Origin of the sequence: Hymenobacter amundsenii (assembly GCF_002204745.1) — a bacterium.
GTDB classification, from domain to species: Bacteria; Bacteroidota; Bacteroidia; order Cytophagales; family Hymenobacteraceae; genus Hymenobacter; species Hymenobacter amundsenii.
Genome location: NZ_NIRR01000033.1, coordinates 20482 through 45589 on the forward strand (window position 1 = coordinate 20482; position 25108 = coordinate 45589).

The following is a 25108-nucleotide window of genomic DNA, read 5'->3' on the forward strand; positions in this document are numbered from 1 at the left end:
GCTCTCAGTTAGCAGCTTCATCCAGAAAAACCATAGCTATCAGCTGTCAGCTACTAGCTATCAGCTCATTTACTGGCTGCAGCGTGTACTCGTTCAGCGGCACCAACATCGATCCGGCGGTCAAGACCATTTCCATTTCCACCTTCGCCAATAATGCCAACAACGGCCCTTCGTTTCTGGCGCAGCGGTTCACGGAGAATTTCAAGGATTATTTCCAGCGCAATACCAGCCTCAAACTGGTACCCCGCGATGGTGACTTGCAGTTTGAGGGCCAGATTATTGCCTACGATTTTGCGCCGGCCGCCATTCAGCAGACCAACGGTATCGACCAGGCCGGGGCCAACCAGCTCACAATTCAGGTGCGGGTGAAATTCACGAATACCAAAGACCCCAAGCAGGATTTCGAGCAGACCCTGCAAACGGCCCGGCCCTTCCCCGCTACCCTCGACATCACGAGCATCAACAACGACCCCACGGCCCTCAATGAGTTGTTTCGCAACCTCATTACCGACGCCTTCAACAAATCGGTGGCCAACTGGTAATTGGCTTCAGCGTGTGGTTTAATGCCTAAATTGGCGTATTGTTGCACCCTGCGGGCTCTGCCACAGCCCGGCCTTTTTGCTTATCCGCTCCGCTACCAGCCGTGGCCTCGGAGCTGCTCCTTAGTCTTCATCGCATGACCCGCGCGTCGCTCTTACACATTCTGGATCACGCCAACGGCATGGCAGAAGCCGAGGTTCGGGAGTTGGAACAGTTAGCCGCCGCGTTTCCGTACTGCCAGACCGCGCATTTACTGCTGGCCAAAGTGGCCCACGATCAGGGTAGTATGCTGGCTGGCCAGCGTCTGCGCCGGGCCGCCACCTACGCCGCCGACCGCGAACTGCTGCGCCGGCTCTTGGAGTACCCCATAGCCCCGTCGCCTGCCGCTCCAGCTGAAACCACGCTGCCAGACGCGGCCCAGCCAGACGCGGCTCCCGAGCCCGATGCTTTTGCGGTAGCACTTGCCCCTGCGGCTCCCCAAGCTCAGCCCGAATCAGCCGAAGCTGCCACCGAAGTAGCAGCCATTGAGCCGGCCACCACTGAATCGGCTGCGGCTTCCGATACTCAGGACCCCGCAAGATTTCCTGAAACCGAACCAGGCCCGGCAGTGGCTAATTGGCCGGAACCTGCGCCGGAACGACCAGAAAATGAGGTTCCTGAGACGGCCGAAGAACTAGGTGACATATCCGCTGGCGAATTTTCTTCGTCGGCTGATGAGCCCGTAGTGTTGTTGGTGGCTACCCCGGATAAAGCTGTGGCTGCCGCTAACAACGACCTGCTGCCGGCTCTGCCCCCCCCCATCCGGCCGCCGGCGGAAGCGGGTATTTCTCGGTTTGAGTTTGGGCTGGCCGATTCGCGCTTGCCCACTCCCTCTAGCTACCGCCTGCCGGGGCTTGACGAGGAGGAGGAATTGCCAGGTGAAGCGGAACCTGCCGAGCAGCCACCCCTCATCACGGCTCCCTTCCGGGCCGATGCTGAGTTGGGCTACGCCCTCGGGGCTGGGAGCCGGCTTGGGTACGATCTGCGGTCCCGCACCGACGGTTTCACGCTTGACTTACCGTTGGAGGCCTTTTTTGAGCCCGACGCGTTACTGCTGGCCCACGCCCGCGCCCACCAACCCCGGCCCAAATTCTCGTCGCTCGACCTGATCAACCGTTTTCTTAAGGTGCAGCCCCGCATCAAAACGCCCAGTGGCGTGCCGCTACCGGCGACCGAGCAGGCCGATTTGGCGGTGCGCAGCAACAATGCGGCCCCGGCCCTGGCCTCCGAGAGTCTGGCCAAAATCATGGTCAAGCAGGGTAAAACCGCGAAAGCCATTGAAATTTACGAACGTCTGATGGTGCGGCAGCCCGAAAAAAAGGCGTACTTTGCCGAGCAAATCCAACAACTGCAACAACCCCCCGAGTAAATGTACTACGCTCTCATTGGCCTGATTCTTCTCGTTTGCCTGCTCCTCTCCTTGGTTGTGCTGGCCCAAAACCCCAAAGGCGGCGGCATTTCCAGCCAGTTTGGCGCGGGCGGAGCTACCCAGATGATGGGGGTAAAGCGCACCGGCGACCTGCTCGAAAAGCTCACCTGGGGCTTCGCCATCGGCCTAATGGTGCTCAGCCTGGGCTCTTACGTTATCGGCGGACAGGCCCCAACTGGCCCCGTACGCAGCATCAACCAGCAGAAGGCGCTCGAAACCCGCCTGCCAGCCCAGCCAGCGCCGGCCGCCGCACCGGTTACCCCGGGAGCTACCACTCCAATGGGTGCGCCGGCGGCACCGGCTCCAGCCAACTAGTTTTCGCCTTTTTCGGCGTGAAAGCCGGTGGTTTCCTCCTAGAGGAAGCCACCGGCTTTTTGGCGTTTTTAACCGAGTGAGGCTCTCGTACAGAATTTAATCTTTATCACTCTACACTTGGGCTACGGGCTGAAGTCCGTGCCACATCCGTGCTGTTTGGGGCTTTGTTCTGCCACGGCTGACACGTTTGGGGGGCAAAACTGACTGAGGATGCGCCGAAATCGTCCATTCTGTCAGGTTTGGGCGGGCTGGCATAGAAGGTGTAGCAGGGCTGACACCACCTAGTTTTCTAGTTTCATTCAACCTTTCAACCAAAACGTACAATATGTCGCTTAGCATCAAACCGCTGGCTGACCGCGTTATTATCGCGCCTGCCGCCGCCGAGGAAAAAACCAAATCGGGTATCATCATTCCCGACACGGCCAAAGAGAAGCCCCAGCGTGGCGAAGTCGTAGCCGTAGGCGAAGGCAAAGTGGCCGACAACGGCACGACCATCAAGCCGCAGGTGAAAGTTGGCGACCAGGTACTTTACGGCAAATACGCCGGCACCGAAATCACTGTTGATGGGCAGGATTTGCTCATTATGAAGGAGTCGGACATTTTTGCTGTCCTGTAAGCCCCGCTCCCCGAGCAGGCTTTTTTCTTTCTCTGAATTCTAAATAATACCCGAAAATAAGATGGCTAAGAACATCCAATTCGATACCGAAGGCCGCGACAAGCTGAAACGCGGCGTAGACAAACTGGCGAATGCCGTGAAAGTAACCCTCGGCCCAAAAGGCCGCAACGTGGTTATCGACAAGAAATTTGGCGCCCCGAGCATCACCAAGGACGGTGTGACCGTGGCCAAGGAAATTGAGCTGAGCGACCCTGTGGAGAACATGGGCGCCCAACTCGTGAAAGAAGTAGCCAGCAAAACGGCCGACCAGGCCGGCGACGGCACCACCACGGCTACTGTACTGGCCCAGGCCATCTACGCGGCCGGCTCGAAGAACGTAGCCGCCGGTGCCAACCCCATGGACCTGAAGCGTGGCATCGACAAGGCTGTACAGGCCGTTGTTGCCAACCTGAAGGCTCAGTCGAAGAAGATTGAGAACTCCTCGGAAATTGCCCAAGTAGGAGCTATTTCGGCCAACAACGACATGGAAATCGGGCAGATGATTGCCGATGCCATGGACAAAGTAGGCAAGGAAGGCGTGATTACCGTGGAAGAAGCCCGCGGCACCGAAACCGAAGTAAAAACGGTGGAAGGCATGCAGTTCGACCGTGGTTACCTCTCCCCTTACTTCGTGACCAACCCGGAGAAGATGGAGGCCGAGTTCGAGAACCCGTACGTGCTCATCTACGACAAGAAGGTGAGCACCATGAAGGAGCTGCTGCCCGTGCTGGAGCAGGTTGTTCAGACCGGCAAAGCCCTAGTTATCATTTCCGAAGATGTAGACGGTGAGGCTTTGGCCACGCTGGTTGTAAACAAGCTGCGCGGCTCGCTGAAAATCGCGGCCGTCAAGGCTCCCGGTTTCGGTGACCGTCGTAAGGCGATGCTCGAAGACATTGCCGTACTGACCGGCGGTACCGTGATTTCGGAAGAGCGTGGCTACAAGCTCGACGCTGCTACTTTGGAATACCTCGGCCAGGCTGAGAAAATCATCATTGACAAGGACAACACCACGATTGTCAATGGTAAGGGTGAGAAGGCCACCATCACGGCCCGCATCAACGAGATTAAGGCCCAGATCGGTACCACGACGTCCGATTACGACAAGGAGAAGCTCCAGGAGCGCCTTGCCAAGTTGTCGGGTGGTGTGGCCATCCTCTACATTGGTGCTTCTACGGAAGTAGAGATGAAGGAGAAGAAGGACCGCGTAGACGATGCCCTGCACGCCACCCGCGCCGCCGTTGAGGAAGGCGTGGTACCCGGCGGCGGTGTTGCCCTGGTGCGTGCCCTCGATTCGCTGGACGCAGTTGATACGCTCAACGGCGATGAGCGCACCGGCGTGAACATCATCCGCACGGCCCTGGAGGCTCCTTTGCGTACCATCGTGCAGAACGCCGGTGGCGAAGGCTCGGTAGTTGTGCAGAAAGTGCGCGAAGGCAAAGGCGACTACGGCTATAACGCCCGCGAAGACAAGTACGAAAACCTGATGTCGGCTGGTATTCTGGACCCGACCAAGGTAACGCGCTTGGCCTTGGAGAATGCCGCTTCGATTGCCGGCCTGCTCCTGACCACCGAATGCGTAATTTCTGATGAGCCCGAGGACGACAAAGGCGGCGCAGCTGCCGGCGGCATGGGCGGCATGGGTGGCGGCATGGGCGGCATGATGTAAATCACTGATTGGCGCTGATTTTTGCGCTGATTAGGCTGATTCAGACGTCATCCGTTCTGATGCTTTAAGTACAAAAGCCCCGCTGGATTTCGGTCCGGCGGGGCTTTTTGTGCGTTGAAAGCGTCATTATTTTAAAGCTTAGGCGAAAGGAGGCCGTAAGCTTGTAGCGCGAAGCTCCAGCTTCACGTATTGTTGAACATAATCGTTCAGAAGTCAGCAACGACGCGCGAAGCTGGAGCTTCGCGCTACAACCCTTTTGCGTGAATCCTAAATCGATAAAAATGGACAAGAACATCACCAATATTGCCGGAACGTGGCCGCTGGCCAACGGCGTAGAAATACCCTATCTGGGGCTGGGCGTGTGGCAGGCCGAAGACGGCGCGGAAGTGCAGCAGGCCGTAAAATGGGCCTTGGAGGCCGGGTATCGCCATATCGACACCGCTTCCATCTATAAAAATGAGGAAGGCGTTGGGCAGGCCGTGCGGGAGAGTGGCGTGCCCCGCGAAGAGGTGTTTATCACCAGTAAAGTCTGGAATGAGGACCAGGGCTACGACGCCACGTTGCGGGCCTTCGACGCCAGCCTGGACCGCCTCGGCCTAGAAACGCTCGACCTGTACCTGATTCATTGGCCCGTGGCCGGTAAGTCGCAGGATACCTGGCGGGCGCTGGAGCAACTGTACGCCGACGGTCGGGTGCGCGCCATTGGGGTCAGCAATTTCCTGCAACACCACTTGGAGGAGTTGCTGCCGACGGCCACCGTGAAGCCGATGGTGAACCAGCTGGAGTTTCATCCATGGCTGGTGCAGCCCGAGTTGCAGGCCTATTGCCGGCAGCACAGCATTCAGTACCAAGCCTGGTCGCCGCTGATGCAGGGGAAGGTGTTCGAGCAGGATGTGGTAAACGACTTGGCCAAAAAGTACGGCAAGTCGCCGGCTCAGATTCTGGTGCGCTGGGATTTGCAGCGCGGGGTAGTCACGATTCCAAAATCGGTGAAACAGTCGCACATCATCAGCAACGCCGCCGTGTTCGATTTCGAACTGACCGAGGCTGAGCTGGCCTACATCGATGGCCTGGACCGCCACGAGCGCCTTGGCCCCGACCCGGACGTTTTCCCGAAGTAGAACTCAGGCGAAAAGCATCTGTAGCGCGAAGCTGGAGTTTCGCGCATCGGTGAACGTAATCATCTACCCATCAGCAACGACACGCGAGGCTGGAGCTTCGCGTTAAAGCTGCTTTGCGTAAATCATCATAGAGTCATTCAACCAAAAAACCCCGCCGGATCAACGTCCGGCGGGGGCTTTTTGTTGAATGACTCTATGCTGTCATTATGCGGCGGCAACTACCGGCTCGGCCATCATCTGGGTGAGCTTGCGGTAGATGAGGAACAGCACCAACGACGCGGCGGCCGACAGGAATACGAAAATCATGAAGAACTCGTACAGGCCCGTGATTTCAAAGCCCACGAAGCTGGGCGCGGGCTTGCCGGGCTCGGGGTAGAGCGCACTCAGTACGCCGGCGAACTTGTTGCCGGCGGCTGTGGCCAGGAACCACACGGCCATCAGTAAAGAGGCGAAGCGCAGCGGGGCCAGCTTGTTTACCAGGGCTAGGCCAATCGGCGACAGGCACAGCTCGCCGAAGGTGTGCATCAGGTACATCGTGATGAGCCAGAACATGCTCACTTTGGTGCTGGCATCGACGCCTTTCACGCCGAAGGCGATGATGAGGTAGCCGATGGCCAGGAACATGAGTCCGATAGACATTTTGAGCGGCGACGAAGGCTCGATGCCGCGCTTGCCCATCAGCGTCCAGATCAGGGCGAATACTGGGGCGAACAGGATGATGAACAAGGCGTTAGCCGACTGGAAGTAGGAGGCCGGCACGGTGTAGGAGCCCAGTTGCCGGTCGGTCTGCTCGTCGGCGAAGAAGGTCAGCGAAGCGCCGGCCTGCTCGAAAGCGCCCCAGAAGAAAATTACGAAGAAGCTCAGAATCAGAATCACGTAAATTTTCTGCCGCTCGCGGGGCGTGATGGAATTGTCGGCCAATACGGCTACCGGCGTCACGATCATGGCCGCGAACACGAACGCGCCCACCCAGTCGTAGCTCATGAGCCAGGCAATAAGCGCGTACACGACCACGAACAGGCCGATGAGCATGGGCAGCTTGCTGGCGAAGCTTTTGCCGGCCGGCTGATCAATGGTTTCGGCCCGCACCGGGGCATCGGTGCCTACTGGCACGACGGGCGAGTGGGCCACGGCCTGCTCGGGCTTGGCGCCAAGGGCTTCGCCGGTGGCCGTGATGACGTACTTATTCTTGAACAGCTCGAAGGTGAGCGAGCCGATCAGCATACCGATGCCGGCGGCCAGGAAGCCCCACTTGAAGTCTTCGGGGTTGCCGGTGTTGCCCAACGTACCGCACACCAGGGGCGAGAAAAACGCGCCCAAATTGATGCCCATGTAGAAAATGGTGTAGGCCGAGTCGATGCGGTTGTCGCCGACGGGGTAGAGCGAGCCTACCATCGAGGAGATGTTGGGCTTGAAAAAGCCGTTACCAAAAATCAGCAGGCCCAGGCCCAGCATGAACAGCAGCAGTTGCGTTTGCGGCGCAGTAGCCTGCCCGGCCGTGTACATGGAGGCCGAGAAAAACAGGGCAAACTGCCCCAGGGCCATCATCAGGCCACCCACCAGAATCGAGCGGCGGTTGCCCCAGTAGCGGTCGGCTACGTAGCCGCCGAGCAGCGGCGTGAGGTACACCAGGCTCGTATAGTTACCGTAGATAAGGGAGGAATACTCCTTGTCGAACACCAGTGCCTGCGTCATGTACAGAATGAGCAGGGCCCGCATGCCGTAGTAGCTGAACCGCTCCCACATTTCGGTGGCGAAGAGGACGTATAGCCCCTTGGGGTGCGACGACGAGGTTGACACGGGCTGCTGGGCAGCGGAGGGTGAGTGCATGAAAGGTGATTAAAGGATGGAACAGGGAATTGCGGCGGCTGCAACCGACGAGGGTTGGTAAAACTACAAAAGATTCGCAATCTGCCCGAAACCCGTTCTTAGGAGTCAATTTCAAAAGTCGTTAGCGGTGAATCTATAGCGAATTTTCGCTATAATTTTGTCAATTACCGGTTTTCGTCAGCTTTTTCGCTATTTTTGCATCCAGATTCCCTCGTATTTCCCACCCAAACCCCCACCCGTTTTCGGCCATTTATGCTAGATTCTGCCGCCAACGCTCGCCTCGCCCCCCTCGGCATTTCCCGCGCTGCCCAGGTTCACCTCAACCTTTCGCCTGCCGCCCTCGTGGAGGAAGCCCTTCGCCGCAACGAAGCACCCTCACCGACAATGGGGCCCTGATGGCCGATACCGGCGTCTTTACCGGCCGCTCGCCCAAAGACCGCTTCGTGGTGAAAGACGCCAACACCGCCGACAGCGTGTGGTGGGGCGACATCAACATTCCCTTCGAGGCCGACAAGTTCGACCAGTTGCACGCCAAAATGGTGAAGTACCTGGAAGACAAGGAAATATACGTGCGCGACGCCTACGCCGGGGCCAACCCCGACTACGAGCTGAAGCTGCGCGTGGTAAACGAGTTGGCCTGGCACAACTTGTTCTGCTACAACATGTTCCTGCGCCCCGCCGAGGGTGCCGACACCAGCTGGACGCCCGATTTCAGCATCATCTGCGCCCCTGGCTTTGAGGCCGACCCGGCCGTGGACGGTACCCGCCAGAAGAACTTCGCCATCCTCAACTTCACCAAGAAGATGATTCTGATTGGCGGCACCGGCTACGCCGGCGAGATGAAGAAGGGTATTTTCGGCGTCCTCAACTACCTGCTCCCCCACCAGCACAACACCCTGAGCATGCACTGCTCGGCCAACGTGGGCGCCGACGGCGACACGGCCGTATTCTTCGGCCTTTCGGGCACGGGCAAAACAACACTTTCGGCCGACCCCAACCGCGGCCTGATCGGCGACGACGAGCACGGCTGGACGCCCGATGCCGGCATTTTCAACTTTGAGGGCGGCTGCTACGCCAAGGTTATCGATCTGAGCCGCGAGAAGGAGCCCCAAATCTGGGATGCCATCCGCTTCGGCTCCATTGTGGAGAACACGCGCTTTATTGAGGGCACCCACACGGTGGACTACGCCAACAACTCGGTAACCGAGAACACCCGCACGGCCTACCCGATCAACTACATCGACAACGCCATCGAACCTTCGGTGGCCGACGCGCCCAAGAACATCTTCTTCCTGACGGCCGATGCCTTCGGGGTGTTGCCCCCCATCAGCAAGCTCGATAAGAGCCACGCCATGTACCACTTTATGTCGGGTTACACGGCCAAGGTTGCAGGCACCGAAATGGGCGTTACCGAGCCCCAAACCACATTCTCGGCCTGCTTCGGCGCCGTGTTCCTGCCCCTGCACCCCACCAAGTACGCCGAGATGCTGGGCCAGAAGATGGACGAGAACCCCGACGTGAACGTGTGGCTCATCAACACGGGCTGGACGGGTGGTTCCTACGGCACGGGTTCGCGCATGAAGCTGCCCTACACCCGGGCCATGATTACGGCTGCCCTCAACGGCGAGCTGACCGACGTGGAGTTCACCAAGCACCCCATTTTTGGGGTAGAGGTACCCGCCAGCGTACCCGGCGTGCCCACCGAAATCCTGGACCCGCGCAACACCTGGAGCAACCCCGAGGAGTACGACCGCACGGCCAATTCGCTGGCCGAGAAGTTCGTGAAGAACTTCGGCAAGTACGCCGAGTACGCCAACGAAGAAATTCTGGCCGGTGCTCCCAAAGCCGAAGTGGCCGCCGGCGCATAAGCGCAGGTGCTTTAGCCTTATCACCTGAAAACACCCCGCTGGTTTTGTACCGGCGGGGTGTTTTTTCGATTTTAAAGGAGGTTGCAGGCATTGTTGCCTTTACCTGCCGTTTCTTCCCCTAATTTTACGTCTTCATCCGACTTCTCCACTCTCCTACATGCGCCAACGCCTGCTTCCGCTTCTGTTTTTGCTTTTGTCGCCGCTCAGCCTGTGGGCCTGGGGCGTCGATGGCCACCGGGCCATTGGTAAAATTGCCGAGCACCACCTTACCCGCCAGGCCCGCGAGCGGGTGCAGCAACTGCTGGGCACCGAGAGCCTGGCCTTGGTCAGCACCTGGCCCGACGAAGTTCGCTACTACCCCGAGGGCAAGGAATCGGCCCCGTGGCACTATGTAAACACGGCCAGTGGCCTCAACCACGAGCAGTACCTTGGTGCCCTTGCGGCCCAGACCGGTCCGAACGCCTACAACGCCCTGCAAACCCAGCTGGCCGTGCTGGCCGACAAGAGCAAGCCCCAGGCCCAGCGCCTCGAAGCCCTCAAGTATGTGGTGCACATCGTGGGCGACATCCACCAGCCCCTGCATGCGGGCCACGCCGAAGACAAGGGCGGCAACGACGTGAAACTCAAGTACCGGGGCCGCGACACTAACCTGCACAGCCTTTGGGATAGCGGCCTGATCGAGTACCAGGGCCTGAGCTACACCGAAATGGCCCGCCAGTACGACTGTGCGGTGCGCCGGCCTGAAGTGCGCCGCCTCCAGGCCACGCCGCCCGCCGAGTGGCTCTGGGAATCGTACCAGGCCGCCGACCAGATCTACCGCGAAGCCCCCGACGGCACCGACGTCAACTATAATTACTTTCCCGCCCACGCCGTGCTCATGCGCCAGCGCATCGAGGATGCGGGCGTACGCCTGGCGGGCCTGCTGAACGGCATCTTCGGGTAACCCTTCTGCCACCGGCGAGCAGTCTTTCACGCTGCTATAAAGCCCCAACGACCCGTCCGGCAATTGCCAGACGGGCGTTGCTTTATAGCAGCGTATTGTGGTGCTTATTTTTTGCCGTTTCCCTGATTACCAGTAGCCTTTTTGGGCGCGGCGCCAGTTGTTGGCCCGTTCTTCTGGCCGGAAGTGGCAGCGGCCGCGGCTGGCTGGTTGCCGGAGCCAGTTGCTTTGCTGGTGGCAGCTGTTTCGGACGTGGCCTTGGCCGAGCCGGCGCGGGGGTCGCGGCCGGCACCGTTGGCGCCTTTCCCAGTGTCTTCCACGCCGTTTTTACTGGTCGATTTGGCCTTGTTGAGGCCCGTTACGACGGCGGCTACCGCCAAACCAGCGCCGGCCACGATGGCGGCAGTGGTGCCGGGATTGAGCTTGGCTTTAGTGTAGGTGCTTACCTCGCGGGTGCGGCCGGGGTAGTTGCCGCGCTCCTTCAGTTCGCCGGCGCCTTCGTAGAGGCCGCTTTTCTTGTTACGGTGGTCGTCTTCATCGGACTTCGACATGGGCGCGAAAGCCTTCTCCATGAACTTGTCGAGCAACGCGGGTGTCCACTGCTCCATGCCTTTGAACAGTTTGCCGGCCCCGCCCACCAACACGTTGCGTTCGGGCTGGGTGGCACACTTGAGAATGGCATTGGCTACCGTTTCGGGGGCGTATGCGGGTGGCGCATGCTGGGGCACCTTGTCCAGGTAGTTCTTGGCGTGCAGCGGGTAGGGCGTATCGATGGCGGCCGGCTGGATCAGGGTGACCGAAACGGGGGCTTCCACCATCTCCAACTCGGTGCGCAGGCCGTCGGTGAAGCCTTTCACGGCGTGCTTGCTGGCGCTGTACATCGTTTGCAGGATGGCCGTCACGTCGGAGAGCACGCTGCCCACGTTGATGAGGGCCCCGCCGCGGTGCTTGAGGTGCTGGGTGGCTTCGAGCGAGCCATAGACGACGCCCCAGAAGTTGGTTTCGAACAGCTGGCGCATATCGTCAATCGATTCGTCGACCACCTGGCCGTACATCGACACGCCGGCGTTGTTGACCCACGTATCGAAGCTGCCGAACTTCTTTTTAGCTTCCTGGGCGATGCGCTTCACATCGTCCTGCTTGCTGACGTCGGCCACTACGTAGATGGCTTCGCAACCCTGGTTGCTGAGTTCTTGGGTGAGCTGGCGCAGGGCATTTTCGCTGCGGGCGGCCAGCACGAGCTTGGCCCCGGCTTTGGCGGCTTGGCGGGCCGTTACCAGGCCGATGCCCGACGAAGCGCCGGTAATGACAATAGTCTGTTCGGAAAGTTTTTTGAGCTTGGTTTTCATAAGAGTACAAGAGTAACAGGGCCCGCGGGCCCGTAAGATGAATGTCCTCTTTCTTACGGGCAGAGCCGGCCAGGCGTTATGCCGAGCTTACGATGCCGCCTGCGGGGCCACTTTCGCACCGCTCGGTTTCCGCCTACCTTTGCGCCATGCCCCATACTTTTTTTGCCCCCGACCTCACGGCCGAAACCAGCACCCATACCCTGCCCGAAGACGAAAGCAAGCACGCCGTGCGGGTGCTGCGCTTGAGCGCTGGCGACGCGGTAGTGCTGGTGAATGGGCGCGGCGGCGTATTTGAGGCCGAAGTAACGGAGGCCCACCCCAAGCGCTGCCAACTGCGGATCACGCAGCATGAGCAAGTACCGCCCCGCCCCGCCCCCATCCATCTGGCCGTAGCTCCCACCAAAAATCTTGACCGCATGGAGTGGCTAGTCGAGAAGGCTGTTGAAATCGGGGTGGATAGGATTACGTTCCTGCGCTGCGCCCGCTCCGAGCGCCGCGACTTGAAGCTGGAGCGTCTGGAGAAAATTGCCGTCAGCGCCCTCAAGCAGTCGAGTCAGGCTTGGCTGCCGCAGATGGACGAGATGCAGGATTTTAAGGCATTTGTGACGGGCGTTGTCCCCGAAACCACTTTCATCGCTCACCTGGAAGAAGGTGAGCGCACAGCGCTGGCACAGGTGGTGGACGCTGAGGCCGGTTGCTGCGTGCTGATTGGGCCGGAGGGAGATTTCACGCCCGATGAAATTGGGGCGGCCTTCACCCTGGGTATCCGGCCCGTGACGCTGGGCAGTTCGCGCCTGCGCACCGAAACGGCGGCGCTGGCCGCCGTGCACACGGTGCACGTGGCGCGGGAGCTGGGCGGGCGTTAGCCTTCCGCCAGCGCCGAGGTGTCGGCCTGCCCATCTTCGGCAGCGAGCCGGGCGGCTTCCTTGGCCAGCTTCTTCTTCCGCCAGGGCGCATCCTGCTCCCAGTCGCCGGCCATAATACAGCCGTAGGGCCGGATTTCGTCGATAACGGTTGCGAGGTCGAAGTCCACGATCTGCCGCTGCACGTCGTCGGCGTTCTTGTAGGCGCTGGGCAGCTCGGAAATATCAATCTGGTTGAAGAAGAAGCGGGCATCGATACCGCGGGTTTCTTCCGCGAAGAGCGCCTCTTTGGTTTGGCCCACCTTGCTGAACTTGTGGCGGGTCCGGCTCAGGTTCCGGCCGGCCCCGTGGGGCGCGAAACCCAGGTTGGTTTCGGTCGTGGTGCCTTCCACAATAAGAATGGGCTCGGCCATGTTGAGCGGAATGATGCGCGGCCCGGTAATATCGGGCATGAACTTGGGGTCCAGCGGGGTGGCCCCTTTAGCGTGGTAGTACAGGTCGCCGTCGCGGAACACGAAGTTGTGCTCGTTCCAGTACCGCTGCTGCACCACTGCTTCCAACTGCCCGGCAATGGCTTCGTGCAGGCACAGGTGGTTTTGCTTGGTCCACTTCCGAATGGTTTGCAGCGCAGCCCAGTACTGCTGGCCTTCTTCCGACTCGCTGGGAATCCAGGCGTTGTGAGGGTCGGTTTCGGGCGAAATAGCTTGGCGGAACCGTTCGGCCACCTTCATGCCCTGCTTATAGAGCATTGCCCCCGGCCCCCGCGAGCCGTGGTGCGTCACGAGCATGGTGTCGCCGGTGTTGCGCGAAACCCCCACGTACAGGAAGTGGTTGCCGTCGCCCTGGGTGCCGAGCTGTTCATGGGCGGAGTTCAGGCTGCGCCGGGAGTTCAGAAACGGGTTGTCGCGGAATTCCGCCTCTATGTCGGCGGGCAGCGCGAACTGCTGCTCGGGCGGGCGTCCGCCGGGACCGAAGTGGGTGAGCTGCTGGGCCACGTCGAGCACTCGCTTGGGATCTACCTGGCCCAGGTTGGTCAGCATCACTGAGCAGCAGATATCGGCGCTGTGCATGCCGGGGTGAATGGCGTTGCGGGCTACCACGATGCCTCCGACCGGGATGGTCCCCAGCGGTCCGGCCGGACAGGCATCGGGCATAATGGCCCCCGCCACCACCGTCGGCGTGCGCATCAGCAGCTGCATCGACTGCCGGACGTAGTCGATATTGGCTTGCTCGACCGGCGTATCGGCGCGGATATTCTCGTGGAACGATACGGGCTGCGCCAGCAGCGGAATTGTCGGCGCGGGCTTTATCGCGTCGAGGTAGTCCTCCAGCGCCGCCCCTTCCAGGTTGTGTGTGTTGATGTGCTCCAGCGCGTCTTTGAACCACTTTCCGGGCTTCAGCCCTCTGTCAATTAACTCCTTGCCCGTTATCATCGTCGGTAGCTACTATAAATTTGGTTGGCAAGAAAGGAAATTTGACGCTGATACCGACCAGACCTCGGCGGCCAATTCTGGTAGAACGGATGCCCATCCAGGCGCCGCTATGTAGGTCGCAAGCTCAGTCTTCGTAGTAGCGAATTTCGATTGGGTCGTCCTCGTGCTTAAAGTAGAACACCTCAAAAGCCAGCCTCATAAATACATAGAGCACGGCGTCAGCATCGTTGCCGACAATAAAGGGTAGTTGCAGTAAAAACTCGTCTTCTGCGTCGCTGTAGCTGAAACCCAAAGCGCGTAATTGCGCGCGCTGCTTTTTTACCAACGCACCGTTCTGGCGCAGTTGTCGCACCTGCGGCAGGCTCAACTCAACCGTTCGGCGACTGACTCGCACACAACAGCGCAGCAGGGGCTCCTGGCAAAACACCACGCTGAACGCCGGAATTTGTCGTAGCAGCAGCTTAAGCAGCGTATCGCGCAGAACAGTAGTTCGCTGGATGGGTCTTTCCGCTCGCTGGCTTTCCAGAAGCTGTAACCTGGCCTCTTGGTCGGCTATTGCTTCCTCATAAAAAGCTGCGCCCAAATCGTCCTCATCTGCTATGGCCACAGCTTTGAGATGTTGGATCAGAGAGCGGCAATGCTGCTTCTCGTCGTAAAGTCGGTCAGTGAGGCCCGATAAGTTTCGAAGTTGGGTGTCTGCTAACTTCAGCCCTTGAGCAATTTTGTGGGCCATTTGATACTCCTGCTCCGCCAGAAAGCCATCTAATTGCTTTTGCAGATCATGCCGCTCTGCTTCATAATGGGCTATCAGTGCCATCAGCCTACTATCCATACTAGTAATAATGATTGAACAGGATTGAATATAGCCGGTAAAATTGTAGAAACGTGTAAAAAGCAGCTAATATTTACTAAAATAAATAGTCTTTATTCTGCCAAAGTTGCCGTAGCGCCGCCAAGTGCGCCAGCAGCACAACGGGCACCACGAAAGCGGGCAGCCACAGGTAGGGAAAGTGCGCCAGCGCCACGTTGGGCTGCTCAAAGGAGAACTGCTGGAACGGCCCCGGCGCGGACAGCAACCCCAGCCGCACGATGTTGCCCAGCAACCCCAGCCCCACCGCATGCCAGATGAGCAGCCCACCCCGCCCCAGCGCCTGGCGGCGATAAGCCAGATAATACACCAGCGGCGCCGTGAGGCCCATCAGAATATCCCAGTTACGGCCCTCGAAAGTCATGAGCCGGGGCACCGCCTGATGGTGGTAAAGCCCGAACAGTACCAGCTCAACGGGTACCCGCACCACGTGCAACAGCATCAGGCGGTCGGGACGCAGGGCGTCGAGGAAGCAGCGGCCCCGGGCCATGGCCAGCAGCCCCGCCAGCACCAGCAGCGGCGGTCCAACCACCAGCGCAAACCGGGGCGGCAGGGTGTTGGTGACGGTATAGAAGCCGCTGCCGGCCAGCAATGCCTGACCCAGCAGCCACAGCAGCAGCACCGCCAGCAGCAACCGGCTGCGGGCCCCGGCCCACAACAGCAGGCCGAGCGTCAGGGCGTTAATCAGAATGAAGGCCAGGTCGAGCGCGAGGGGAACCGGGGGCATAGTTGGTATAGTAAATAGCGGGCGGGCCGGGGGTAGTGCTTACCTTGCGGCAGAAGCCGAACTTTCCTGGCCGATGCGTAATTATAGGTAAATACCACTTGCCCAAGCTGCTGCCTTGATGCCCAAAATATTCGTTCTTGCCCTGCTCCTATTATTCTCCCTCACGGCGGCCGCGCCAATAGCGGCCCCTAGCTTCCGCATTGCCAAGCTGCACTACGGCGGCGGCGGCGACTGGTACGCCAACAAGACCAGCCTGCCCAACCTCATTCGCTTCTGCAACCAGACGCTGAGCACCAACATCGCCCCCAACGAGGCCACCGTGGAGCTCGATTCGCCCGAACTGCTCAGCTACCCCTTCGTGCACATGACCGGCCACGGCAACGTCACGTTCTCCGACACCGACGCCCGCAACCTGCGCCGCTACCTGATGGGCGGCGGTTTCCTGCACATCGACGATAACTACGGCCTCGACAAGTTTATCCGGCCCGAGATGAAGAAGGTGTTTCCGGAGCTCGAATTTGTGGAGTTGCCCTTCACCCATCCCATTTACCACCAGAAATTCCAGTTCCCGCGGGGCCTGCCCAAAATCCATGAGCACGACGGCAAGCGGCCCCAGGGCTTCGGCCTGCTCTACAAGGGCCGGCTGGTGTGCTTTTATAGCTTCGAATGCGACCTGGGCAACGGCTGGGAAGACATGGGCACCTACCCCGAAGACACCCCCGCCACCCACGAAGCAGCCCTGAAAATGGGCGCCAACCTGGTCACGTACGCCCTGACGCAGGATTAATAACAAGCCAAGTCAGGTAAAACAGGTTCCCAGCAAAAAGCCCTTCGACTGCCCTTACAGGGAATGTCGAAGGGCTTTCGCTCTTTGATTTTGTTGAATTGCTGAGGGTTTGTTTAGAACCGCCGCTGTAAAATCTCGCTTAGCACGAAGGCGGCGCGGATGTCGGCCGGGTTGCGGAGCAGGTCGTTGACGGTGCGGCGGGTTTGCTCGGGCGTGGCCGGTTTGGGCTGGCTCCAGTAATCTTCCTGGCCATGCTGGGTGCTGGTGCGGGGCATGGTATCGGCCCGGCGCGCGGCCCGCTTAGGGGCTTCCAGGGAGCGGGCCTCGGGGGTAGGCAACTCCAGGGAATGGATTTCGACCTCAATTTTTTCCTGGCTGCGAGCATAGCGGCCCATCGGTTCTACCGAGGCCGGCCGCGTTTCGGCAACGGGCTCCGGGGCGGGCTCCGGCAGGCTTTCCTCCGCGCGGTTCTGGCGCTGCATCTGGGCCAGCAGCTCTTCAAACGACGAGCTAGGCACTGGGGGCACCGGTTTCGGGGTGGGTTTGGCCGTACCGAAGTCCTGCCGCGCCGTGCGCCGCTGCTCCTTCTGTTCGGCGGCCTCGGCTTGGCTTTTGATTTTCTGCACCATCTGCCAGATGAATACCCCGACGGCCAGCAGCACCCAGATAATACTTTTGAAATCTTCCATCAGCAGTAAACAATAAAGCGGAACCGCTTTCCCGGCTGGGAATGAGCCGGCCTATTGGTCTAACGTACGCCTTTTTCGGGGAACCGGCCGGTTTTGGTACGATAGAAGTCCTTGATTTCCTCCAGGTCCTTTTCGTAGTCGCCGGTGGGCCAGAAGGCCGGGCCCACGCCGGCTTCCTTGTTCTTGTAGTCGAGGTAGCCGAGCAGAATGGGCACGCCGGCGGCCATGGCCGTATGGTAGAAACCCTTGCGCCACTTGGGCTGGTAGCCGCGGGTGCCCTCAGGAGTAATCATAATCACCAGTTCGTCGCGCTCCTTAAACAGTCCTACCATCGCGTCGACGAGGCTGTTGTTGCGGCTACGGTCGACGCCCAGCCCGCCCAGGCTGCGCACCAGCGGCCCGAGCACCGGAATCGTGGTCCAACTCTTCTTGATGGTAACCTTCAGGTCCACGTCCATCAGAAAAAAGGCCGCCCGGGCATACATGAAATCCCAGTTGCTGGTGTGCGGGGCGGCAATCATGACGCTCTTTTTGATATCGGGCGGCACCACCGGCCCCAGCCGCCAGCCAGTCATCCAGAACCAGAATTTCGAAAACAGATACCAGAAAGTAGAGGTGCGACGCGCCATGAGTGGGAATGGGTGGAGACGAGGAGGCCCGGCTCCGAAAAGGGGTTACCGGGCCTTAAAGCTAGATAATTTGCGGCGGAAGCGTCGGCTCGCCGTCCTAAATAATCGGCCACCTACTCGCGGAGTACCAGCCGCTGGCACTACTGTGGAGTCGCCCATCGGTCTGGGGCCAACTGCGCTCAGCGGGGGTCGGGCAGCTCGTTTTTCAGCAGCGCCCGCAGCTGCGCGGCCTGCGCCAAGGTGTAGCGGTACCCGATGTCGAAGATTTCGGGGGCCTGGCGGAAGCTCATGGTGCGGTACTGCCCCAGCGCGGGCGGCTCCAGCAGCAGGTGGCAGCGCTGCTTGCTGAGCACCGTGTTGCCGGCAATGGCCAGGTTAAGCGTGCGCTCCACTAGGCCGCGGATGTTATTAACCTGGGCCGCCGCGTTGGGCGGGTTGCAGTGCACGCCCACCACCCGCAGGCCGGGGTGCTCGGCTTCGAGCAGCGCCTCCACGGGCAGGTTATTTAGCAGGCCACCATCCACTAGCTGCCGCCCCTTATATACCACCGGCCGGTACAGAATGGGTACCGCCGACGATGCCAGCAGCGGCGGCACCAGCAGCCCGCTGGAAAACCGCACTGACTCGCCCGCCTCAATATCGGTAGCCACCAGCGTCAGCGGCAACCGCAGCTGCTCGAACGTGGCCCCTACCCCCAAATGCTGCTCAAACAGCCGCCCCACGGCATCCATGTGCAGCAGGCCGTAGCGGCTCAGCGCCACCCGCGTCAGGCGCGGGATGCTCACGCCTTGCAACAGGCGCATAATTTCGCGGGGCGGCACCCCGGCGGCGTAAAACGTGGCCGCAATAGCCCCCGACGACACCCCCGCCAGCCGCACCACCGGCAGTTCCAACTCATCGAGCGCCGCTAGCACACCCAAATGGGCAATGCCCCGTGCCCCACCCCCGGAAAATGCCAGTCCTAACATTTTTTTAGAAGTGAGAGGGGAGTACAAAGAAGTGATATGAACGTCATCATGAGCAGCAAAAAAAGCCTTGCTTGGAGTCATTACAGCGGTAACCTAACATCAACAAGTGGGATTCTTCCCACGAATTAAAATGACGTTCACCTCACTTCTCACCTCTCTGTACTCACTTCTCCTCTACAACTCCGCCAAGCGGAACCGCTCGGCTACTTTGATGCCGCGCTCGGTTTGCTCGACTGTAATGCACTCGGTCTGGTGGTCGTGTTCGAGGATCAGCACCCAGTTCTCGTCGGCGGCCTGCTGGAGAATACGGGCTTTTTCGTCCATCGTCACCAGCGGGCGCACGTCGTAGCTCATCACGTAGGGCAGGCCTACGTGGTGGGCGCTGGGCAGCAGGTCGGCGGCAAACACCAGCGTGCGGCCCTGGTAGCGGAACTGCGGCAGCATCATTTTCTCGGTGTGCCCGTCCACGAACAGCAGGTTCTGGAGGGCGGGTAACGCCTTCGGTATTCCCCCCTGCGGGTCGATGAAGCGGAGCTGACCACTTTCCTGGATGGGCAAAATGTTTTCTTTCAGAAAGCTGGCCTTCTCGCGGGGGTTGGGCGCGGTAGCCCAGTTCCAGTGGGCCTCATTGCTCCAGTAGGTGGCGTTGGCGAAGGCCGGCTGCAGCTTACCGGCCGCAGTGCGTTCCACGGCCCCGCCGCAGTGGTCGAAGTGCAGGTGGGTCAGCAATACATCCGTGATATCGGCGGCGGTGTAGCCTAGGCGGCGCAACGATTTTTCCAGCGTATCGTCGCCGTGCAAATAGAAGTGGGCCCGGAACTTGTCGTCCTGCTTGTCGCCGATACCGGTATCGACCAGCATCAGCCGGCCGGCGTCCTCCACCAGCAGGCAGCGCAAGGCCCAGGTGCACATATTGTGCTCGTCGGCGGGGTTGAGCTTCTGCCAGATACTCTTGGGCACCACCCCAAACATGGCCCCGCCATCAAGCTTGAACAAACCGGTATCGAGCGTATGAATTTTCATGTTTTTAAGCGGTTAGCTAGTGGCGGTTAACAGTTAGCTTTCCATCTGGCGGTAGCTACCAGCTAACAGCCACAAGCTAACCGCTCAAACATTTACTCCAGTACCACGCCCATGTCGGCGAACTTGTCGATGCGCTGGCTGATGCGCTCGGCGGGCGAAAGCGCTTCGAGCTCGTCGAGGGTTTGGAGGATGGTGCTTTTCAGGGTTTCAATCATGGTGGGCACGTCGGTGTGGGCGCCGCCGAGGGGCTCGGCCACGATGCCGTCGACGAGTTTGTTGCCCAGCATGTCGGTGGCCGTGAGCTTGAGGGCTTCGGCGGCCTGCTCCTTGAAATCCCAGCTGCGCCAGAGGATACTGCTGCACGACTCGGGTGAAATCACGGAGTACCAGGTGTTTTCCAGCATCAGCACCCGGTCGCCGATGGCAATGCCCAGGGCCCCGCCCGAAGCACCCTCGCCGATAATGATGCAGATGACGGGCACCTTGAGCAGGAACATCTCCTTGAGGTTGCGGGCAATGGCCTCGCCCTGCCCCCGCTCCTCGGCCTCCAGGCCCGGAAACGCGCCGGGCGTATCGATGAGCGTGATGATGGGCTTGCCGAACTTCTCGGCCAGTTTCATCAGGCGCAGGGCCTTGCGGTAGCCCTCGGGATTCGGCATACCGAAGTTGCGGAACTGCCGCTGCTTGGTGTTGCGCCCCTTCTGCTGGCCGATGAGCATCACGGTCCGGCCATCGATTTCGGCAAAACCGCCCACCATGGCCTTATCATCGCGCACCGTCCGGTCGCCATGCAACTCCACAAACTTCTGGGTCATGCCCAGAATATAGTCGAAGGTGTAGGGGCGGTCGGGGTGGCGCGAGAGCTGCACGCGCTGCCAACGGGTAAGGTTGGCGTACGTTTCCTGCTTGAGAGCGTTGATTTTGGCTTCGAGCGCCACTACCGCGTCCGATACGTCTACCTGGCTGTCGAGGGCCAGTTGTTGCATTTCGCGGAGCTTGCCTTCGAGAGCGGCAATAGGTTGTTCAAAATCGAGGAGCATGGCCACGGCGGAGGCGGGTTTTGAAGGTACAAGGGGGGAAAGCGAAGAAAGCAAAGGTAAGGGCCCGCGCCGATTCGACCCACCGCCCCACCCAACCAATTTCCCGGAAAAACTTTGTAACTGATAAACAGGCTCCCACAAAGTTTTTAACTCGTTTTTGGAAGTATTTTAGGGGGCCCGCTTGCGCACCTCAGTCCGGCACCCTACTTTTGCACCACTTCAACACTCCCTGAGCAGCGAAGTAGAACGACCTGGTTCGGTAGTTCAGTTGGTTAGAATGCCGCCCTGTCACGGCGGAGGTCGCGGGTTCGAGTCCCGTCCGGACCGCAAAGGCCCTTCAGCAAACGCTGAAGGGCCTTTTGCTTTTTCAATTTACCCCATTCCCCCGAGCTACATTTTTTGCCCTTATTCATGCCTGAGCCAGCTGAAGCTGCGGCGCGCCCTCAGCACCGGATTTGCTAGGTATTGAGCCGCCAGCGTGGGGGAATCACAATTATTTTTCAATTATTTTTTGAAGCTATTCTATTTACTGACAGAGCTATATCTCGCCCAAAAAGGCGCTTACAGCCTGTTACGGCAGTTTTTTCTGGCGCCGGACTTGCCAGAGTCAGATCCAACCCGCTATATTTGCATCATCAAAACGGAAAGGCCACCCGGCCCGCCCAGGTTTGATATCCGGTTCGGTAGTTCAGTTGGTTAGAATGCCGCCCTGTCACGGCGGAGGTCGCGGGTTCGAGTCCCGTCCGGACCGCAAAGGCCCTTCAGCAGATGCTGAAGGGCCTTTTGCTTTTTCAGCCCGCCCTGCGTAGGTTCGGCCTGCTTAGCGGCCCGGCACCATTGCCGATGCCGCGGACTTTGGTAATGGGGCGCTACGAAAAAGGACTATTAGGTTTACTCTTTGGGACTGTTGTTTGGCAGTGTTTCCCGGGCGCAGACGTACAATTCGGCCTTTTTTTGCTGTTGTACCTGTTGATTGGGTCGTATCTGGCGGGCGGCTATTGGCTTTTTCAGTCGGCTCCCTTATCGGCACCGGTTCGCGTGCTGAGCGGAGTGGGGCTGGCCGTTTCGCTGCTGGTACTCCCACCAGCTATCCAATTGCGCCTCGCTTCTGTTCACTCGTTGTTGCCCATTGGCAGCGGGCTGGTAATAGTTGCGCTGATAGCTCTGATGCGGTTCCGCCACCCGAGCTGGCCGGCTCTGTGGCCGCTGCTGCTACGAGCCATTGCGGTGTTTGGTATCAGTGCCGGCTTTGCCTACCTGCCCGTCACATTCAGTCCTTACCGGCACACGCTGCTGCTGCTCAACCATGGCCAGCCGGCCCGTACCGCCAACCTGCGGATGCACGGATTCGGGGCCCGGTACCGGGAGGCATACGCCCGGCAGGACTGCGCTAGCGCCATCAAATTTGCCTGGCAAGCCCGGCAGGCGGGGCAGCAGTGGCTGGGCAACGACTCTTCGGCCGCACAACAGGAGAAAATCAGCGGCATCTACGAGTTGCTTTTCGATGCCTATACCTGCACGGCCGACCAGCAGTACGCACGGCAACACTACGCCCAGGCCCTCCGCTCCTACCGCTTGGCCAACCGCGCCAACCGGCAACTGCTGCTGTACGCCCAAGACACCATTTTCTGGCGCGGAAAACAGGTTTGGGGACTAAACAACATCGCCTATTGCTACAATTATCTTCAGCAGTTCACCCAAAGCGACGCGTACTTTCTACGGGCCGCGCAAACTCACCGGCGGGTGTGGCCCGACTCAACGACCGAACTCGCCCTACTGGTGGGCAACCTGGGCTGGTCGCAGAGCCGGCAGCAGAACTATCCCCTCTCCACCTCCTTATACCGGCAGGCGAATCAGTTGCTGAGCACCGATACCACGCAACGGGGCCGGGTTCGACGCACCTCGCACGCGCTGGCCATGGTGCTGAACTACATGCGGCAGGACAGCGTGACGACGGCACTGGCTCAACTGCATACCCTGCGAATTCCGACCGCCGATACCAGCCACTACTACCGCGCCCTGCTCTACGAAGGCATCTGTCGCTTTAAGCAGAACCGCTATTCGGCCGCTGCTCAACAACTCCAGCGCGCCCGGCGTTACTATCAGAAGGCTGAAACTGACGCGCCGGAAAAACTATTTATAGCAGAAAGCTTCCTAGCCTATACCTATCTGGCGCAGGCCCGCTACCCAGCCGCCGATACCCTGGCCGCCAGCCTGCAAGCTCGACTTAAGGCCCAGGGCAACGCTGCAGCCAGCCACTACTATCAGTGCCTGATTTTGCGGGGAGCCATCAAGGAGGCCCAAGGACATTACGAACCGGCGTCCGACTATTATGCCCAGGCACTACGCTTTTTTGAGAAGCAGCCCGCTACCGCCGAGCGGCCTTTTCCAGGCTTGTACGCCCAGCTCGCTACGCTGCATGTTACGCTGGATAACTTGCCGGCGGCTCGCGCCTACGCGGCCCGCATATCCCTCACGCCGGTGGCTACCCTCAGCCAAACTCCATTATTGCTGGCTGCCGCGCGGGTCGAGTGCGCGTCCGGCAACTATGGGGCGGCCCGCTCCTATTACCAGAAGGCACAGCGCATCAACCAAACCTACGACCGGCATGGCGCGAACTACGCGCAGGCTTTGAACGGGCTGGGGCTGGTGGCACTGGCGGAAAACAGGCTTAATGAAGCCGATTCGCTTTTTGCGGGTTCACTGCGGTTGTACCGCCAGCTTTTTCCGGGGCCGCATCCGGTCACGGCCGCCGTTTACCTCAACTACGGGCAACTGCGTATCCGCCAACGGCAGCCTAGGCGGGCGCAACCTCTCCTGCGGGAAGCAGAGGCCTTGGGCCAGGCTACTTTACTCCCTGACCATGACTTCTTCGGCGACCTAGCCCTGGCGCAAGGGGAATTGGCTCAGCTAGAAAAACAGCATGCAACGCCATTTTTTGAGCGGGCTTTGACTATTTACCAGCGTAAATTCGGGGCCAACCATTGGAAAACCAAGTTGGCATTATCCCGGGTCCGGTGAGCGCCGATACTATTTCAGCAGAGGCCTAATGGTTTATTTGTTTTCAGCTTACCCCTTCTCCCCTAGCTGCCTCGGCGCTCAGGACCTCGATATCGGCACGGCGGGCCAGCACAGCCAACCATGCGGGCGGAATGGCGGCCTCGCCGTAGTGCAGCCCGGCCAGGCCGCCGGTTACGGCCCCGGTGGTATCGGTATCGTCGCCGAGGTTGACGGCGGCCAGCACGGTTTCGGCGTAGGTTTCGTGGCGCAGCAGGCACCAGAGGGCGGCTTCCAGCGTGTGCATCACGTAGCCGCCGCTGTCGATGGCAGTTACGGCCACGTCAGGCAGGCGGCCGCTGAGGATGCGCTCGAATTTATCGACTTCGGGGGCCGGAATATTCAGCTCGTAGAGTTGGGCCGGAGCCCGTTGGCACATGGCGGCGTAGGCTTCGGCGGGCGACTGGCCGGCCCGAAGGTGGCGGGCCATTTCCAGGTACAGCAAGCACGCCACCGCCGAGCGAATGTGGCCGTGGGTAATGGCCGATACGTCGCGGATGAGTTGAAACCGCTCCGCTAACGGCGCATCTTGCTGATAGAAAGCCAGCGGCAGAATGCGCATCAGGGCCCCGTTGCCGTTGCTGTACTCGTCGGTGCCACCAGCCAGGATGAGGTCGTCATCGGCCTGCAGCCGGCTTAGGGCCTCGCGGGTTGTAATACCGATATCGAACACAGAGCCGTGGGGCGTCCAGAAGTTTTCGTAGTAACAGCGGCGGCTGTATTCGGCCACAATGCCCACAGAGAATCCATCTGCCAGGGCCTGCGACAGACAAAACGTAAGGGAGGCATCGTCGGACCAGGTGCCGGCAGGCTGGTGGTGAGTACCGTAGGCGCGCATAGTCACCACGGGATCGAGGCGGCGGGCGGCGCGGCTCTGGAACTCAACGGGCACGCCCAGCGCGTCGCCCACGGCTAAGCCTAGTAGGGCGGCGCGGAGTTGGGGTTCGGGGGAAGTAGCTGGCATAGCTGTAAAGGGAGTGTTCGGTAGCAAAGTAAAGCAAGAGCAGGAAACCGGCGTATTGCTACGATCTGTCCTCCCAGGACCAGTACTCAAGATTCCTCGCAAGCGCGAAACGACAGGCTGGTTTTGGTGATTATCCGCCGGAATACGTTGGTGAGGAAGCTTCGCTGACCGGGGATGCTATGCCCGCAGGATCGGGATGGAGGGTAATACTAGAGCCTGTTATGGACTAGTGGCTCGGAAAACGCCTTTTGCCAGCAAGAGTGTCGCAAAGGCCAGGAAGTGAAATTGCTGCATGGTCAGGGCTAGGC

The 25108-nt window shown here is 59.9% G+C and carries 21 protein-coding genes, 2 tRNA genes and 1 pseudogene; 13 read left to right on the top strand and 11 right to left on the bottom strand.

The features are described 5' to 3' along the window. Positions 1-83 precede the first annotated feature (83 nt). The 6 genes from CDA63_RS16020 to CDA63_RS16045 all read left to right on the top strand — a co-directional run bounded on the left by CDA63_RS16020 (position 84) and on the right by CDA63_RS16045 (position 5765). A complete protein-coding gene (locus CDA63_RS16020; protein ID WP_165768340.1) occupies positions 84-542 on the top strand; it encodes an LptE family protein in 459 nt (152 codons plus the stop codon). A 134-nt stretch (positions 543-676) separates the two neighbouring features. Further along, positions 677-1948 (top strand): hypothetical protein, encoded by a 1272-nt coding sequence (locus CDA63_RS16025; protein ID WP_088465472.1) that lies wholly within the window; start codon positions 677-679, stop codon positions 1946-1948. After that, positions 1949-2323 carry a preprotein translocase subunit SecG gene (gene secG / locus CDA63_RS16030; protein ID WP_088465473.1) on the top strand — a complete coding sequence of 125 codons (375 nt, stop codon included), beginning with the start codon at positions 1949-1951 and terminating at the stop codon, positions 2321-2323. It abuts the gene before it with no gap. Between the two features lie 325 nt (positions 2324-2648). Then, positions 2649-2939 (top strand): co-chaperone GroES, encoded by a 291-nt coding sequence (gene groES / locus CDA63_RS16035; RefSeq protein ID WP_088465474.1) that lies wholly within the window; start codon positions 2649-2651, stop codon positions 2937-2939. Positions 2940-3000: 61 nt separating this feature from the next. Next, positions 3001-4644, top strand: a complete 1644-nt coding sequence (gene groL, locus CDA63_RS16040) for a chaperonin GroEL (RefSeq protein WP_088465475.1) — start codon at positions 3001-3003, stop codon at positions 4642-4644. Between the two features lie 281 nt (positions 4645-4925). After that, a complete protein-coding gene (locus tag CDA63_RS16045) occupies positions 4926-5765 on the top strand; it encodes an aldo/keto reductase (protein WP_088465476.1) in 840 nt (279 codons plus the stop codon). A 204-nt stretch (positions 5766-5969) separates the two neighbouring features. Here CDA63_RS16045 and CDA63_RS16050 read toward each other — a convergent pair whose 3' ends face one another. After that, positions 5970-7595 carry a peptide MFS transporter gene (locus CDA63_RS16050; protein ID WP_088465477.1) on the bottom strand — a complete coding sequence of 542 codons (1626 nt, stop codon included), beginning with the start codon at positions 7593-7595 and terminating at the stop codon, positions 5970-5972. 252 nt (positions 7596-7847) lie between these two features. Here CDA63_RS16050 and pckA point away from each other — a divergent pair. Then, positions 7848-9463, top strand: a pseudogene (gene pckA / locus CDA63_RS16055) (phosphoenolpyruvate carboxykinase (ATP)). A gap of 157 nt (positions 9464-9620) precedes the next feature. Then, the gene (locus tag CDA63_RS16060) at positions 9621-10406 is read left to right on the top strand and encodes a S1/P1 nuclease (protein WP_088465478.1); all 786 of its coding nucleotides are present in this window, start codon (positions 9621-9623) and stop codon (positions 10404-10406) included. Between the two features lie 104 nt (positions 10407-10510). Here CDA63_RS16060 and CDA63_RS16065 read toward each other — a convergent pair whose 3' ends face one another. Next, a complete protein-coding gene (locus CDA63_RS16065; RefSeq protein ID WP_242434707.1) occupies positions 10511-11752 on the bottom strand; it encodes an SDR family oxidoreductase in 1242 nt (413 codons plus the stop codon). Between the two features lie 146 nt (positions 11753-11898). Between CDA63_RS16065 and CDA63_RS16070 the strand changes: the two genes are divergently transcribed. Beyond that, positions 11899-12618: a 16S rRNA (uracil(1498)-N(3))-methyltransferase gene (locus tag CDA63_RS16070; protein WP_088465479.1), complete on the top strand. Its 720-nt coding sequence runs from the start codon at positions 11899-11901 to the stop codon at positions 12616-12618. Here the strand turns inward: CDA63_RS16070 and CDA63_RS16075 are convergent. The 3 genes from CDA63_RS16075 to CDA63_RS16085 all read right to left on the bottom strand — a co-directional run bounded on the left by CDA63_RS16075 (position 12615) and on the right by CDA63_RS16085 (position 15643). Then, complete coding sequence (locus CDA63_RS16075) at positions 12615-14048, bottom strand: RtcB family protein (RefSeq protein WP_088465480.1); 1434 nt, start codon at positions 14046-14048, stop codon at positions 12615-12617. The two genes, CDA63_RS16070 and CDA63_RS16075, sit on opposite strands and share 4 nt — an antisense overlap. A gap of 124 nt (positions 14049-14172) precedes the next feature. Next, positions 14173-14865, bottom strand: a complete 693-nt coding sequence (locus CDA63_RS16080; RefSeq protein ID WP_126546903.1) for a hypothetical protein — start codon at positions 14863-14865, stop codon at positions 14173-14175. A 91-nt stretch (positions 14866-14956) separates the two neighbouring features. Beyond that, on the bottom strand, positions 14957-15643 hold the full coding sequence (locus CDA63_RS16085) for a hypothetical protein (protein ID WP_088465482.1): 687 nt from the start codon (positions 15641-15643) through the stop codon (positions 14957-14959). 118 nt (positions 15644-15761) lie between these two features. Here CDA63_RS16085 and CDA63_RS16090 point away from each other — a divergent pair, with 118 nt between their 5' ends. Continuing rightward, positions 15762-16430, top strand: coding sequence for a DUF4159 domain-containing protein (locus CDA63_RS16090; protein ID WP_088465483.1), 669 nt, complete (start codon positions 15762-15764; stop codon positions 16428-16430). 113 nt (positions 16431-16543) lie between these two features. Here the strand turns inward: CDA63_RS16090 and CDA63_RS16095 are convergent, their stop codons facing one another. The 5 genes from CDA63_RS16095 to CDA63_RS16115 all read right to left on the bottom strand — a co-directional run bounded on the left by CDA63_RS16095 (position 16544) and on the right by CDA63_RS16115 (position 20779). After that, the gene (locus CDA63_RS16095) at positions 16544-17119 is read right to left on the bottom strand and encodes a hypothetical protein (protein WP_088465484.1); all 576 of its coding nucleotides are present in this window, start codon (positions 17117-17119) and stop codon (positions 16544-16546) included. A 59-nt stretch (positions 17120-17178) separates the two neighbouring features. Beyond that, positions 17179-17748, bottom strand: coding sequence for a 1-acyl-sn-glycerol-3-phosphate acyltransferase (locus CDA63_RS16100; RefSeq protein ID WP_088465485.1), 570 nt, complete (start codon positions 17746-17748; stop codon positions 17179-17181). Between the two features lie 179 nt (positions 17749-17927). Continuing rightward, positions 17928-18716 (bottom strand): patatin-like phospholipase family protein, encoded by a 789-nt coding sequence (locus CDA63_RS16105; protein WP_088465486.1) that lies wholly within the window; start codon positions 18714-18716, stop codon positions 17928-17930. A 174-nt stretch (positions 18717-18890) separates the two neighbouring features. Next, positions 18891-19739 carry an MBL fold metallo-hydrolase gene (locus CDA63_RS16110; protein WP_088465487.1) on the bottom strand — a complete coding sequence of 283 codons (849 nt, stop codon included), beginning with the start codon at positions 19737-19739 and terminating at the stop codon, positions 18891-18893. A gap of 92 nt (positions 19740-19831) precedes the next feature. Next, on the bottom strand, positions 19832-20779 hold the full coding sequence (locus CDA63_RS16115) for an acetyl-CoA carboxylase carboxyltransferase subunit alpha (RefSeq protein ID WP_199797547.1): 948 nt from the start codon (positions 20777-20779) through the stop codon (positions 19832-19834). Positions 20780-21032: 253 nt separating this feature from the next. Between CDA63_RS16115 and CDA63_RS16120 the strand changes: the two genes are divergently transcribed. The 3 genes from CDA63_RS16120 (at position 21033) to CDA63_RS16130 (ending at position 23800) form a co-directional block, all read left to right on the top strand. After that, positions 21033-21106 (top strand) — tRNA-Asp (locus tag CDA63_RS16120). Positions 21107-21456: 350 nt separating this feature from the next. Beyond that, positions 21457-21530: transfer RNA gene (locus CDA63_RS16125), tRNA-Asp, on the top strand. Positions 21531-21733: 203 nt separating this feature from the next. Beyond that, positions 21734-23800: a tetratricopeptide repeat protein gene (locus tag CDA63_RS16130; RefSeq protein WP_165768342.1), complete on the top strand. Its 2067-nt coding sequence runs from the start codon at positions 21734-21736 to the stop codon at positions 23798-23800. Between the two features lie 43 nt (positions 23801-23843). Here CDA63_RS16130 and CDA63_RS16135 read toward each other — a convergent pair whose 3' ends face one another. Further along, positions 23844-24800 carry an ADP-ribosylglycohydrolase family protein gene (locus CDA63_RS16135; protein ID WP_088465490.1) on the bottom strand — a complete coding sequence of 319 codons (957 nt, stop codon included), beginning with the start codon at positions 24798-24800 and terminating at the stop codon, positions 23844-23846. Positions 24801-25108 lie beyond the last annotated feature (308 nt).